Here is a 13,316-nt window from a genome sequence, read left to right as displayed (position 1 = left end):
TATAAATATATTCTTCTGGTGTAGGGCGTTTATTCCCAAAATACTTTTTGAAATTTGCCTGCACCTCTGGGTCGGTGCTATTCATAGCTTCATCAATCGTAGCTTCAATATCCGCCCGAACATCAGCCAATGATACACCGCCAGCTTTTGCACCAGCTTTCAATGCCTTTTTTATATCTCTTTTGTTCAGTCCTATCATATTCATACCTCAATTCTACTTTTTAAAGCTAATAAGTTTTCCATTGTATTTTACAATGATGAATATGATATAAAACACTCCTACAACAATCAAAATAAGACCTATGTAATAGCCTAATTCAGAATGAGAGATTAAATTGATAATCGGCATAACAAGAATACCAATACTAACCAGTAAAGTGCCTATTCCTATTTTTTTTGTAAACACCTTTTTATCTTTAGGGTCAAGTTGTGTATAATGATAACCATGTAATAAAGTAATATTCTCTTTTATACCTATTTGATAAGATGTAAAAAGTAAAAACAATCCTATAACTATTTCAACAATCAATTCCTCTAATTCCATAATCGTTCTCTCCTTTAATCAAAATAAAATAATTCTTCAAATTTTTTATCTAAAGCTATACAAAGCACTAATGCCAATTTTGCTGTTGGATTAAATTGTCCAGTTTCAATAGAACTAACTGTATTCCGAGAAACCCCGACTAGTTCAGCTAATTCTGTTTGTGATAATTTTTTTTCTTTTCGTACAGTTTTTAATCTGTTTCGCAAAATTAAATGTTCGTCCATTCTATAAACCTACCATTAAAAATTTATAAAAGTAATACCCCATAAATAGAAAAAAGAATAAAGCAATAACAAATTTGGATTTATTTTTTGAAATATGTGCTTCATAACCCATAGAGCCAAATGCCACAGACCCAATAATTGTCATTATGTCATAGTAAGGTTCTTTACAAACTGCTTTAATGAAAAGAATTAAAATGCAGATAAATAAAACAAACATTAAGCCAAAAGATTTCCCTTGAAGTTTAATATGTTTTTCGTATTCATCAAGATATAGATTCTCTTTTTTGTTTTGTGATAGTATTTTTTCTTTATCCATTATATAACGCTCCCTTCAAATAATACCAAGTACACTTGTCATTTATATTATAGCATTCGGTCATTACAAGTCAATATTTTTGCACAGTTTTCTTGTCGTTTTGTAAAAGCGTGCAAATCTGATAGGAAATGCACGCTATATCATTTATCCTACAATCTTCCAGTTACTATCCTTATGTAGCACAAGCTCATACTGCGATACCTGCGTCGCTTTTGTCTGATTATCAAGGAATTTTACCGCAACCTTGACTTTCACATTGTCGCCGTCCTTTATAAAGATAGGGTTTACCAGTTCAGAATAAAGGTAGTCCCTGCCGATAGGTTCAATCACATTTCCCAATACATAGTAAGCAAGCTCTTTTTCCGTCGCTGTTGGGTACAGCTTAAAGAATGTTTCCAGAAAAGCGGTAGCGTCATTTACCGTATCAGCGTCCACGCTTGCGTCTGCTTCTGGTGTCTTAGGCTCATAGTCTGATTTTTCAACTGCTGGTGCAAGGGTAGGGTTTTGAACGATTACCATATCCCCGTCTGCGTCCACATAGACTTTTACAGTATAGGTTGCTTTCACATTGCTTGTCTGTTCTCCCTCTTTTATCTGCTGATCTACTTCGTAGGTAGCAGAAAAAGTGTCCGCTCCCGATTGCTCGATATGCCATACAATCACATCTGTAACCGTGGAGCTGGTCGGTATATCGGTTCTAATGGTGTCTACATTTAAGTCCTGCAATTCCTTTGTCAGATAACCGCTGATTGCCTGCGTCCTTGCTTCGATAGCTTCTTTGCTGTTATCCCATGTGTAATAGGACTTCGCAAAGTTTTTCACGAAATTTTCTATCCCGTTGGTGTCCTGCAAGCAAAGTTCAATGATTTCTTTTTCATGGGTGGTGTGCTGGTCGATAGCCGTAAAATTCTTATACACCCCAAAGCTCACGCTTGCGACAAGCACCACCCACAACGCAATCACGGTTTTCTTATGTGTGCCTACCTTGACAGTACGCACCTTTTTTTCTTTTGGTTCTTTGATAGTTTCTGTCTGTTTCTTATTCTTCTTAAACATATTTTTCAAGTCCTTTCTATTGTTTTACTCGTCCTGCACCGATTAAGTGCTGTTGCCAGTAACTACTACTTAGGTCTGCATATCCTATCGGGTCGCCTGCGTGGTACATCTGTGTCGGCGAAACAAGAATACCGACGTGTGTTACATACGAACCAGCGTTATAGGTGGAATGGAAAAACACCAAATCGCCTGCTTTTGCCTGCGAGAGTGGCAGATGTTGGGTTGCGTCATACTGTGCTTGTGCTGTTCTCGGTAAGGAGATACCAGCTTTTCCATAGCACCATTGCGTCAATCCCGAACAATCAAAGGAAGTATTCGGGTTACTGCCACCATACACATACTTCCAGCCTTGATATTTCAACGCTTCATTCATTACCTTTTGTGCCAGTTCTCCCGATACCTGCGGAACTGCTAAATACTGATTGACTACTTCCACATAGAACATATTTCCATAGCCATACCGCCAGCCCCCATTCTTAGCAACGGCTATCGGGTTGGTGTAGGTTACTTTCTTTCCACCCGATTTCTCACGGGCGAAGCTCTCTGCAAGATTAAAAGTGTGTTTTTTTCCTTTTCCTGCCACATATCCCACATAGCCACCGCCATAGTTATAAGACTGTATCGCTACATTCAAGTCGTCGATACCTTGATTTTTGCAGGAAGAAAGCAGGGACGCAAAATACTTACACCCCTGCTTGATTGAGCTTTCCGTATCTAAGGAATTAGGCGGTAAACCAAGACTTTCCGAACTCTGCATAACATCTTCTGCCGTACCGCCACTTTCTACTTGAATGATAGCAAGTAACACATTGACATACTCGGAGATACCGTTTTCTCTGGCGTATTTTTCTACCATAGGCTGATGTTTCAAGACTTCTGCGGATAGGTTCATACCCGTAATGCCAGAAGAAAAATTGCTGTTCTCGTCGTCGCTGTCCGCACTAATGAGGACGCCAAAGAAAAGCACCAGAGAAAAGAGGATAGGAAACAGACTGCCAATGATAGCGATATGTTTCAGTTTCATTTTTTCTTCTGTCCTTTCTTCGTTACAAGGTTACGGGTTTTCTCTATGGTCTGCTGGTTCTTCTGGACGCTCTGGGTCTGCTGAACCTTTATCCTGCGGTCTTTGGTGTCATTCTGGCGTGTTTCCTGCGATACCACTTTTTCTACATTCTGCCTATGTACTGTCTGTGTAGGCTGGGGTGCTTTCTTATCAGAAGCACCAGAAGATAACGGACGCTCTTTGATAACATTTGTCTTGACTGGCTCACTTGCTTTCGGAGTTGGAGCTGTGGCTGGGCGTTTGACTTCCTGCATTTTTTCAACACTCGGCTTTGGAATGGTTGAAGCTGTGACTGGTCGCTCATGGGGACGGGTAGCTCCCGTTGTCGCTGATCCGTCAGCCTTTCGCTGTACCTGCCTTGCTTCTTGTGCCTTTTGAAGCTCCATACGTTTGTCAGCGATATTTTTCTTACGCTGTTCCTGCTTTTCCAAGCGTCCCGTCTGTCTGGACTGCTGTTCCTGCACCATGCCACGCTTGAAGTAGGACACGCTGGACTTTGCCTTTTCCTTTGCGGAATACACCGCATAAGCGGTCTGTGTCGGCATATCCTTGATATTCTCTTTGACAGCGTTTGCCTTGTCTTTCACTTTATTTTTCGTATCTAAAACAGCACCGACTTTTGAACCTGCACGCTGTCCCATGCTGGAAGTGGTATTGCCCCGATTTTCTTTAGAAGCCGTATTTTTTCTTTCGGCTCTCTTGCCAGCAACGGCACTTCCAGCCACCGCACCAGCTACACCGCCCGAAATACCGCCAGCACTTACCGCCCTTGCAATACGGTGTTCCATACGCCTAGCCCGATGTCGCATAAACAGATACGGTCTGCGGAATATGCGTCGTCCCATGCTTTGACTGTCGCCAGCATTAAGTGAGAACATACTCATTAAGTCGCCCAGCTTCATGTAGATACCAGCGAAACATACTATCTGCAAGAACGCCACCATAAAGAATGGGTAGTCTGTGGAAATGTTGTAAAACATACTGGAAATACTAAATGCCACCGTTACAATGAGCGTTATTCCTGCCCGTGTCATTATGGTATTAAATACTCTCACGATTGCCTGCTTTGCCATGCTTTCATAGCTCGGTATCATGGAAAGTAAAAAACTGATAGGTAAAAACATTGCAAAGATAATAAAAAGTATCTGGCTGAACAACATCATGCCCGTAAGCAAGAATACAAATATCGTGATACCCAAGTTAAAGAACAAGAGGAAGAACACCATACCCAAACGGTTCACGACCTGCGGTATTGTCAGATTGTTATTGTCGTTGTCCTCGATTTCTGTTTTCACGACTTCCTCTCTGGTTTTCCCGTCCTCGTCCTCTGGACTTGCCGATACGAGAGCTTCTACACGGTCTGTCCCGATTTCTTCTGCGTTGCTGTTCCCGAATTGAAGCAAGAGCCACGGCTGTTCCACTTGAATAGAAAATAGGCTGTCCCGTATCAAGTCCACGCTGTCCTTACCCTCGCTGTCGGAGTTAGGGAGCATGATTTTTGTTCCCAAATCCAAAGAAGCGGTACTGATGTCTGATGAAAATTCATTTATCTTCTTGATATAGTCGGGAGCATAAGCAATAAATGAAGCGGACAGCACGAACACCACCACAAAGTTGATAACAGCGTGAAGTGCTTTGCTGGTTTCCCGTTTTATCAGTCCCGTATAAGCAACGTACATTCCCACCACTAAGATAATGAGAAGCAGGAAACCAACATAGAAGCCCGTAGAAGAAAAGCCGTTCTCGGTAACGCCTGCAAGGGTCTGTATGCTCTTTCCGATACTGTCTGCCATATCATTGATGAAGTCCAGCTTATAGGCTTCCTGCACCACATAGCCCGTTGCATTACTCAAATACAAACTGATAGTCCAGACAAAGTTGGTAATGCAGTACAGCCCGTATTGTACCGATTTTCCGATACCGTCGAGCCAGTTCCACGGAAGCCACGACCAGCTATTATCGACGAAAAAATCAAGCTGGTAGTTGGAAAGGGGATATTTTGAATAAAGATTTTCTGCGTTTATGGTATCGTCTACAAGCCCCGTCGCATGAGCCACCGTCCCCAAAAGTGAAAGCAGGATAAGGGAGAGTGCCACCACGAACAGAGCCATTTTGAGAAAGTGGAAAATCTTCTTTTTTGTGAACACACCTTTTATCCTTTCTTTCATCACTCCACCTCATTTCTCTGTACGGGCGGTCTGGTATCAAAGGCGTGTAGCAGTTCTTCAAAGACTGGGTGTATCTGCACCACACCGACACGCCCGTATAAGTCCTGCAATAAGCATTGTCCGTTCTCCAAATCACGCAAGCGTTTCTGGTTGTTCTCATCGTCCTTGTCGATACCGAAAAACTCTAAGGTCTGCTTTATCTCGTTTATATCCGTGCTTCTAAATGCAAACTTTAAGCCGATATTGTTTTTCAGACTTTCCTTTGACACGTCATAGGCAGACTGGGTAACGAAATAAACGCCTGCCTGCATAGCTCGCCCAGCACGAACCAGCTTATTTGATAAGGTTTCTCCTTGTGCCACATTTAAGAACGCCCACGCTTCGTCTAAATCGACAATCTTAAAAATGCTTCTGTCCGAATGGATAAAATCAAGGGCAAAGGTACTAATCACAATCAGCATAGACACAGACAACAATTCAATGGTCGTGTATTCTTCAAAAGTGGTATCTTTATCTGGCAGTACAAGGTCGGCTACTTGAATGATATTGAGCTGATTATCCAGACTGATAGCATTTTCTACCGTACCGTCTGAAAACAGCAGGTGTGCAAAGTCGTAGTCCGTGAAGCTGTCGATATGGTCTGCGATATTTCTTGATATGGGCGTATCTTCACGGCGTAGCTCGTCTATCACATGGAGCAAGCCCCGACTGTCGCTCTGGGTAACGGAGCGTACTGCCTTACGAAGTACGGGGAATTTTTCGCCGTCCCTTGAAGAAATACCCGTAAGGAATGTTAAGATGTCGATTGCCAGACTTTCAGCGTCTTTTACATTCTTCATAATCACAAACGGGTCAAGAAGCCCTGCATTGTCCTTATCGCTGGTAAGATTTACGATATTGATTTCATGTGCAATCTCTGGGAGCGTTTCTTTCCAGTTACCACGCTCACTTTTAGGGTCTAACAGAAGTGCTTGACCGCCAAACAGCACCGCATAATATACCAGAAGATTGTTACAGAACGATTTCCCACCGCCAAGCGAACCGACAAAAGCAGACGCTAAAGCGTTGGTAACTGTACCTTTTACACCTTGACTGGCAAGGGACGGTTGCAGGTACACATTTCTTCCCGTATCAACAGAATAGCCCATATAGATACCCGTAGTTTCTCCTAACTGCTGTGTCGCACCAAAGCCAAGCCCAGCTAAAAAATCTGATTTTACATACTGCACATAGTCATTGATATATCGCTTGCTGGCTGGTAAAAATTCAGAATGAAGCCCCAGCATATCCCCAGCAGGACGCACCAGCTTTACATTGAGGTCGTCGTAAAAGTCCTTGACTTCATCACAACGGCGTTTCAGCTCGTCAAGATCGGGTGCAGACACCCGTATGACGTAGCTTAACTTATACATACTTTCTTTTGTCTGGTCTAAATCAGTTTCCAGCTCGTCCACGCTGTCTAAAGCGTCCACCACATTTGAGCTGGTTTCACTTCCTGCTTGATAGGCGTGATTATCAAGGTCTTTCAGTTCCTTTTTCTTGTTGCGGACGGTCGTTAATGCTTTCCGATTTTCCACGATTTCTACATTCATGCTCGTATCAACGGGGAATGTGAATTGCTGTTGCTGGAAATAGAAGATTTCAGACGACGGAAAATCAAGCTCTCCTACAATCGCATTGACGGTAAAATAGGACACATAGCTTTCCTTGTCCTCATGTTCCAATCGTAAATACCGCTGGCTTTCCTCAATCACACACCTTGTCGGACGGATAAGGTCGTAGTATTTTATCAGCGTCTCTTTGTTCAATTTTTTCTTTGGTAGCTGGTACTCATAATCTTCATAAGCGATACCGTCCCTGCCGTAAAGATGTTCCATGAGATACCCAAAATCATGGATTTCCAAGCGACGCACCTTAAAGCGACGGGAGATTTTATTTTCCAGTAACTTTTCCATTTTTATGTAACGGTTGATTTCATCATTCGGCATGGAAACAAAATCATTCATCAGCGTGTGGTTCACTTCATGGAGAAATTCTGTGAACGTCAGCCACACCGATTTTTTGATGTTCTTCAGATTGAGCTGTTCTTCCGTAACCATGAGCTTAAAGCCAAGAAAAAAGCGGTAGTCCACTTGATTGTCCCCAATCATAGATACTAACGCTTCGGTCTGTTCGGCTATCTTCTGGCAGGCAACTTCCTTTAATTTTCCAGTTACCAGCTTCTTTGACTGTTCCTGCATACTGCGGATTGAGCTTTCTGTGGCAATCTGCAACGCATGAATTTTACCCTCACGGGACTGTGCGATAAGCTGTCGGAAACTGTCATGCACGATAAATTTCTGCTCTGCGGATAGAAAAGAATAGTTGTATGGTATCAGCTCATAGTAGGCGAACACCTCATTGTCCTTGTTCCAGACAAGGTTATTGTCAATATATTTTATCGGGAACATAGTTCACACTCCTTACTGCCGTGATTGTTTCATTCAATATCTGCTTATGCAGTTTTACGGCTTTTCCTGCATAAGTGATTTTTGGTCGCAGGGCATAGGTTATCTGTGATTTCAAAAAGCTGTACGGCTTCTTTCCGTCAAAGGTTTTCTGCGACATGAACCAAGTGAGAGCAACGGGAATACCAAAGTATTTGAGAAATGCTCCCTCAATCATGGAAAGTGGGGGAATATCCCCAAACAGAATGATGATAAATTCCGTAATCACAAACCATGTAATCTGTGTAAAAGTAACGGGAAAGGGTAAGTTAAAGTCATTGATTGCATACAAGACTTTTTCCACGTTCCAGATACCCGTGTAGCTTTTAATCTTTTTCAAGTTCTTTCAGCTCCTTTCAAAATAGAAAAGGACAGCCATTTTCAGACTGTCCCTTAAAGAGAAATACGCTGTCAGTAGCAACAATGCTTGTCGCTGATCTTCCAGCGTTAATATGGTATCTCGCACATACCTCGGCTTGTTTCAATAAAGCAACCGCCCATATCCAAATCTCGCCCGTAGGCTTCATAGTCAATGTAATTCTGTAAGCTGGGTGGAATGTCCCCAAGTGCCTGCAATTCGTCTATGTAGTAGTAGGCAACATCTGTCATGGTTTCACAGTCGGGATAATAGTAAATATCGTCCTTATGTTCCACGACTTCTTCCAGCGTCCCATAGTGGCTGATAAATTCGTCCAGACACTCTACAATATAGTCGGGAAGTTCCTCTATCATTTCATACATCTCATTGAGTTCTTCAATGGAAACATACTCGCCAATCGCAATGGGAAAGTTGTCGGTATCATGGATAGCGTATTCCTCATACTGTTCATTCAAGCCGATTTTTTCTTTCACATCTTCCTCGTCAATGGGGAACGTGAACCAAGCACCGACTAAATAGCCCTCATTGTATTTGCCAAGATTAGCAATATAAACCGCCATATCATCAATCATAAGCACCACCTCATTTCCTACTCTGGCAGTTCAAAGATACCGTGTTCTGTTACTAAAAATTTCCCGTGTTCCTGCAAGTGAGAAGCGTAGGCTTCAAAGTCAAAGTAGTATTCTTGACAGTCCTCGGATAAATGCTTGAACATCGGGTCGTTCATCAGCTTTTGCCTTGCAACATCTATCATGCTTTTACAGTCGGGATAAACAATAATCACGTTCCTGCAAATATAAAGTGCTTCTAAATTTTCAAACACCGTAAGTAGTGATACATATTCTTCCTGCATATCACTTGAAAGCTGGCGGTACATAAAATCTAATTCGTTGAGCTGGTACACGCTGGTGTGTTCGTGGACTTCATCAGCATAAGGCAACACCTTTTCGATAATACGATAATCCCCACTTTCTGCACCGATACCTAACTTTTCTTCAAACTCGGCAACATCTATCGGCAGGTCGAACCAGTATGATATTGTTTCTTCGCCAGTTGTTCCTCTCGTTTCCACCAGCACCCTTGTTTCCTGCATTGTTCCTCACGTCCTTTCTGTTGCTTCATCACATCTTTTAAGCTCTGGTACGACATACCAAACACATACTTTGAAAAATCTTCTAACTGTTTTATATCATAATTCGTAAGCGGTAATCGCTTCATTTCATGCCACACTTTACGCTTGTAAGAGGGCAGGTTAGAAATATAATCACAGCCGACGTTTGCCTGCATATCCTTAAAAATATCGCTCATTTCATCACTCCAATCTGATTTTAGGTAAGAAAAAAGCAGTCAATCCTAAGACTAACTGCTTTATGTATATGGATATAATTTGATTAAGTTTTAAAACCAGTTTGTTTTTTCATCTCTAAATTGAGGGTTATCGCTGTGTTGATATGGATTATAGTTATTCAGATTGCAACCATATTCTTTTAATGATTTGATTTTGTTATCTTCTGTCCATTCAATTAAGGAAATACCGTCAAATTCTTCAACGCTTCCCGTATTCATTTCATTTTTAAAATACCATTCTACGACAGTTTGATTTTCTTTATGAAAGAACTGTTTAATATCCCAAATAATGACTTTACCACGAGTATTCCATTCATTAAACCAATGTTTTACTGTTTTAAGATTTTCATATTTAGGACACCAGCTTTCCGTATAAACAACATCTTCTGTAAAAATTTTATCTATTCCTAAGTCTTGCTGTTTCAACCACATATCAAACCATAAACGAATAATTTTTTCTCTCTCATTCAAAATAGAACACCTCGATTACTTCTTTTTTCACATTATAGCACCCATACATCAGCCCCACAATAAAATTTTATGCACCGATAATCTTATTGAACAGCTCTAACAGTACATCTTTCACACCGCCAGCATTGAATACCAAGCCGACAGCAATCAAGGCAACTACCAAGAAACCGATAAGTTTTGAAAACTCACGCTTGAACCCTAAGTAGATACCGATAACCACAATCGACATAAGCACTAAGCTCTGTGCGTTGCTTAAAAACCATTGATACAAATTTTGCCCGAAATTCATGTTATTTGTCCTCGCTTTCTTTTAATTTCTTCATTTCATAGTCAGCTCCTTTGCCAACACTTAAAATACACATCAAGGCTACGCCGATACCCGTTCCAACAGATACCAGCAGGAAGTCTTTCAATAATTCCCACATTTTTTCATCACTCCTAACTTTCTACTAAATCTTTTGCAGGGGTCGTCTGCTGTTTGATTATCATTTCATGCTTTTCTGTGAGCTTTGCCTGCTGTTCGATAGTTTTCATGTAGTCTGTTCCGTTTCCCTTATCAATCCTTTTCAGCATTTTCAAGGTCGGTGCTACCTGCCGTTGTACCCACCGCAATGTACGGTCTAAGGTGTAAGGCTCTGGCTTTGTCGTCAGCTTCAAGCTCTGTCTGTTATCGCCGATAAACCACGCCCAGCGGTCATTGAGTTTCCAGTCATTTTTTCGCTTGTCTGCTTCTTCATCAACAAACCGCACATACTGGTTGATGATAGAAAAGGCAGTCTGCTCTGCGTCATAATAGGTCAGCAAATCTCGTACTGCATAATAGGCACGTTCATTTCTAAGCCGTATCTCAAAACGGTTGATAATGTCGGCTTCTTCCAGCGGTGTCCCTAACTTGACGTACTGCTCATAGTCCTTTTCATAGATACAGAAATACACATCTGATTTTAGCGAACCAAGATAAAGGGTGCGTCCCATATATTCTCTGTCGTCCTCTCTATGCTTGATAAGCTCGCCCGACTGATAAAACTTATAACTTCTGGACTTTCCGATATATTCCCGTTTCCTGCATTTTTCCGCAAGCTCTGGAATATCCAAAATACCCGTATGGTCGTTGATAGCAAGGTCGATACGCTTCATCACGCCACCGTCTATGAGTGCGTCCATGAGAAAGTCATACCAACTTCTTTGTTGTGCCAGCAGGTAACTTTCAAACTGTCGGCAACCACGCCCCTTTAACTCTAAAAGGACACCTTTTTCTTCGTCAGCCGACGTATAGATAAAGATGTCCCCTAAAGAATAATGCTCCGTATAACTGTAATGTCCGTAATCTTCATGGAGCATATAATTGATATTCAGTTTTAATATATCTTTGATGATGTGCTGTATATCCAGCGTGGGAAAACGAATTTTCACATAATCAAACAGCATGGTAAGCGGTACTTCTGGATTGAACCTTGCCAGTTCCTTATGCAGAGTTTCCAGAAGTTCCTTTGACGGCTTCATTTTTCCACTTTCTATCTTGTTGAAATATTCCCTTGTGATACCAGAAGCCACCGCCAGCCTGCCTTGTGAGATACCGTAAGCAATCCGTTTCTCCCGTAATTCTTTTATCCGTTGTTCTTCATTCAGAACCATACCCCCAATCTGTAAAGTGTGAAGTTTTTTAAGGCGACTTCACAGCCGATTTTTGCTAGAAAACCATGCCAGAAGCCTTATGTTTCCTATGTTTTTTGTCTATTGTCTATTTGCAAACGTACCCCTCTGTTAGATACCGAGGGGTTTTACCTGCTGGCGTGGCTGACGCCACACCAGCAACGGCTAGTCCGTGCCGTCGCCTTTCGCTTCGCACGTCGCCGTCCCGTCCTGCCTTGCTTGTGCAAGAGAGCTGATAGTCTGTAAAAAATCATGTCCTTTTGGGACTAAAGGCGTGTAAAACTCACTTATGACGCTTGTTCCCACATCACAATAGCCACGCCCCTTGATACGCTTCTGGAAAAACTGCTTTTTCACATCTGAACCAAACAGCATACCGTAACCTAATTCGCTGATACGCCCAAGTCCCACACGGAAATTGAAGTTATCTCTGATACCATCTGAAAAATACTTTGCGTCTGGACGCTGGCAGGCAACAATAAGGAAATAACCTGCTTGTCGCCCTAACATAACGATTTTCTTTAACTGGCTAAGTAAGCTCACGCTTTCTTTTGTCCCCAACATTTCAAAAAACGCTACATATTCATCAAAGATAAGAAAGCAGGGTGGAAGTCCCAGATAGGCGTAGTTTTCGCCCGTCTTATAGTTCGGGTGTTGCTTCATTTCCTCACTTCGCCGTACCATGCCCTCATAAAAGGCATTGACGCAATCAATCATTTCTTCTTTGGTGTGATAGACATTAGGCATGACTGTTCCCAAGTCTGCAAGGTCGCTGTTCTTTGGGTCTAAGATATAAAGGACAGCGTTGGTATGCAGTAAGGCTTCAATGAGCGTCAGCAGAAAATAAGTTTTACCGCCACCAGTCCCACCAGCAATCAAAGCGTGAGGGAGTGCGTCATATTCCCACACAAGATTTTTCATCAGCCTAAGACAGCCGTTTTCTGCCCATACTTCATCAATGGTAATGCGGTTTGCTATCATGTCATAAAGCAGGGTGTATTCAATATAGCCGTCATGTAAGGTCTTGTCGGTCAGCTCGCAATACAAGCCACTTTCCAATTTATCCTCTAACCGTAAAAGCTGGTCTTGATATTTTCCTAACGTGATTTCACAGAGGATATGGAGCAATCCCTTTTCCATTTGATAATAAATCTTTGGAAACCAGACGATTTTTTCCCTTGATCTGCTTTGCAGGTCAGTAAAAAAACCGCTGTCTTGTACGGTATCGGCTTCATACCACTTATTTTCCAGTATCATTCGTGCCAGCTTTTGACGGTGCAATAGCTTCTTGAAACTGTCGTAACAGAAGCGGTAATACAGAAAAGCGACCAATGCACAAACACCAGTCGCTATCAGCACAGTTATGAAGTTGTAAGGGGAAAGCGTCAAGCCGTTTTCTAACAAGCTGAAATGTTCCCAGTCGGTACGCATGAGCTGTTTGATGTTCAGTAGCAGAAGAACCGCCATGAATACAAACAGAAGCGTCCCTATGGAAAAGTGGTAGACAAGGTGCTTGTCGCTGGCTCTGATACGGTGTCCTTTGTTCCAAATCATACGCATAAATCAATCCTTTCTAGGTATGAAAAAAGCAGTCAATCCTAAGACTAAC

The 13,316-nt window shown here is 42.0% G+C and carries 17 protein-coding genes; all 17 read right to left on the bottom strand.

Features of this window, described 5'->3' with window-relative positions; genetic code table 11:
• Positions 1–199: hypothetical protein (locus DW743_RS12440; RefSeq protein WP_118753775.1), on the bottom strand; the 199-nt coding region annotated here is incomplete at its 3' end.
• Positions 200–214: 15 nt separating this feature from the next.
• Positions 215–544 carry a DUF3784 domain-containing protein gene (locus tag DW743_RS12435; RefSeq protein WP_003061243.1) on the bottom strand — a complete coding sequence of 110 codons (330 nt, stop codon included), beginning with the start codon at positions 542–544 and terminating at the stop codon, positions 215–217.
• 14 nt (positions 545–558) lie between these two features.
• A complete protein-coding gene (locus DW743_RS12430) occupies positions 559–768 on the bottom strand; it encodes a helix-turn-helix transcriptional regulator (protein WP_007286202.1) in 210 nt (69 codons plus the stop codon).
• A gap of 1 nt (position 769) precedes the next feature.
• A complete protein-coding gene (locus DW743_RS12425; protein WP_003061887.1) occupies positions 770–1,084 on the bottom strand; it encodes a DUF6442 family protein in 315 nt (104 codons plus the stop codon).
• 144 nt (positions 1,085–1,228) lie between these two features.
• Positions 1,229–2,140, bottom strand: a complete 912-nt coding sequence (locus DW743_RS12420) for a conjugal transfer protein (protein WP_117761706.1) — start codon at positions 2,138–2,140, stop codon at positions 1,229–1,231.
• 16 nt (positions 2,141–2,156) lie between these two features.
• Complete coding sequence (locus tag DW743_RS12415; RefSeq protein WP_003059774.1) at positions 2,157–3,164, bottom strand: bifunctional lytic transglycosylase/C40 family peptidase; 1,008 nt, start codon at positions 3,162–3,164, stop codon at positions 2,157–2,159.
• The gene (locus tag DW743_RS12410) at positions 3,161–5,371 is read right to left on the bottom strand and encodes a CD3337/EF1877 family mobilome membrane protein (protein ID WP_117761705.1); all 2,211 of its coding nucleotides are present in this window, start codon (positions 5,369–5,371) and stop codon (positions 3,161–3,163) included. The genes DW743_RS12415 and DW743_RS12410 overlap by 4 nt, the downstream gene beginning before the upstream one ends.
• Positions 5,371–7,821, bottom strand: coding sequence for an ATP-binding protein (locus DW743_RS12405; RefSeq protein WP_118760263.1), 2,451 nt, complete (start codon positions 7,819–7,821; stop codon positions 5,371–5,373). The genes DW743_RS12410 and DW743_RS12405 overlap by 1 nt, the downstream gene beginning before the upstream one ends.
• On the bottom strand, positions 7,799–8,197 hold the full coding sequence (locus DW743_RS12400) for a conjugal transfer protein (RefSeq protein WP_003061368.1): 399 nt from the start codon (positions 8,195–8,197) through the stop codon (positions 7,799–7,801). The genes DW743_RS12405 and DW743_RS12400 overlap by 23 nt, the downstream gene beginning before the upstream one ends.
• 107 nt (positions 8,198–8,304) lie before the next feature.
• Positions 8,305–8,808: an antirestriction protein ArdA gene (locus DW743_RS12395; RefSeq protein WP_002323345.1), complete on the bottom strand. Its 504-nt coding sequence runs from the start codon at positions 8,806–8,808 to the stop codon at positions 8,305–8,307.
• 17 nt (positions 8,809–8,825) lie between these two features.
• Positions 8,826–9,329, bottom strand: a complete 504-nt coding sequence (locus tag DW743_RS12390) for an antirestriction protein ArdA (protein ID WP_003062492.1) — start codon at positions 9,327–9,329, stop codon at positions 8,826–8,828.
• Entirely contained in the window at positions 9,248–9,544 is a 297-nt protein-coding gene (locus DW743_RS12385) for a hypothetical protein (protein WP_008687105.1), read from the bottom strand. Before DW743_RS12385 ends, DW743_RS12390 begins: the two co-directional genes overlap by 82 nt.
• Before the next feature lie 90 nt (positions 9,545–9,634).
• The gene (locus DW743_RS12380) at positions 9,635–10,054 is read right to left on the bottom strand and encodes a nuclear transport factor 2 family protein (protein ID WP_003060053.1); all 420 of its coding nucleotides are present in this window, start codon (positions 10,052–10,054) and stop codon (positions 9,635–9,637) included.
• Positions 10,055–10,121: 67 nt separating this feature from the next.
• Positions 10,122–10,343: a hypothetical protein gene (locus tag DW743_RS12375; RefSeq protein WP_003060793.1), complete on the bottom strand. Its 222-nt coding sequence runs from the start codon at positions 10,341–10,343 to the stop codon at positions 10,122–10,124.
• A 1-nt stretch (position 10,344) separates the two neighbouring features.
• Entirely contained in the window at positions 10,345–10,479 is a 135-nt protein-coding gene (locus tag DW743_RS12370) for a DUF3789 domain-containing protein (RefSeq protein WP_003061156.1), read from the bottom strand.
• Between the two features lie 13 nt (positions 10,480–10,492).
• The gene (gene mobT / locus DW743_RS12365; protein ID WP_003062030.1) at positions 10,493–11,689 is read right to left on the bottom strand and encodes a MobT family relaxase; all 1,197 of its coding nucleotides are present in this window, start codon (positions 11,687–11,689) and stop codon (positions 10,493–10,495) included.
• A 183-nt stretch (positions 11,690–11,872) separates the two neighbouring features.
• Positions 11,873–13,267: an FtsK/SpoIIIE domain-containing protein gene (locus DW743_RS12355; RefSeq protein WP_118760262.1), complete on the bottom strand. Its 1,395-nt coding sequence runs from the start codon at positions 13,265–13,267 to the stop codon at positions 11,873–11,875.
• Between the last annotated feature and the right edge of the window lie 49 nt (positions 13,268–13,316).

This window comes from Blautia sp. AM28-27 (assembly GCF_003480905.1).
Taxonomy (GTDB): Bacteria; Bacillota; Clostridia; order Lachnospirales; family Lachnospiraceae; genus Fusicatenibacter; species Fusicatenibacter saccharivorans.
The sequence above is the reverse complement of the archived record's forward strand: the minus strand, read 5'-3'. Positions and strand labels throughout refer to the sequence as shown.

Coding starts and splice junctions, on each gene's coding strand:
- DW743_RS12425 (WP_003061887.1), bottom strand. CDS start 1,084: ATGGATAAAGAAAAAATACTATCACAAAACAAAAAAGAGAATCTATAT.
- DW743_RS12355 (WP_118760262.1), bottom strand. CDS start 13,267: ATGCGTATGATTTGGAACAAAGGACACCGTATCAGAGCCAGCGACAAG.
- DW743_RS12420 (WP_117761706.1), bottom strand. CDS start 2,140: ATGTTTAAGAAGAATAAGAAACAGACAGAAACTATCAAAGAACCAAAA.
- DW743_RS12405 (WP_118760263.1), bottom strand. CDS start 7,821: ATGTTCCCGATAAAATATATTGACAATAACCTTGTCTGGAACAAGGAC.
- DW743_RS12395 (WP_002323345.1), bottom strand. CDS start 8,808: ATGATTGATGATATGGCGGTTTATATTGCTAATCTTGGCAAATACAAT.
- DW743_RS12430 (WP_007286202.1), bottom strand. CDS start 768: ATGGACGAACATTTAATTTTGCGAAACAGATTAAAAACTGTACGAAAA.
- DW743_RS12410 (WP_117761705.1), bottom strand. CDS start 5,371: ATGAAAGAAAGGATAAAAGGTGTGTTCACAAAAAAGAAGATTTTCCAC.
- DW743_RS12375 (WP_003060793.1), bottom strand. CDS start 10,343: ATGAATTTCGGGCAAAATTTGTATCAATGGTTTTTAAGCAACGCACAG.
- DW743_RS12370 (WP_003061156.1), bottom strand. CDS start 10,479: ATGTGGGAATTATTGAAAGACTTCCTGCTGGTATCTGTTGGAACGGGT.
- DW743_RS12390 (WP_003062492.1), bottom strand. CDS start 9,329: ATGCAGGAAACAAGGGTGCTGGTGGAAACGAGAGGAACAACTGGCGAA.
- DW743_RS12385 (WP_008687105.1), bottom strand. CDS start 9,544: ATGAGCGATATTTTTAAGGATATGCAGGCAAACGTCGGCTGTGATTAT.
- DW743_RS12435 (WP_003061243.1), bottom strand. CDS start 544: ATGGAATTAGAGGAATTGATTGTTGAAATAGTTATAGGATTGTTTTTA.
- mobT (WP_003062030.1), bottom strand. CDS start 11,689: ATGGTTCTGAATGAAGAACAACGGATAAAAGAATTACGGGAGAAACGG.
- DW743_RS12415 (WP_003059774.1), bottom strand. CDS start 3,164: ATGAAACTGAAACATATCGCTATCATTGGCAGTCTGTTTCCTATCCTC.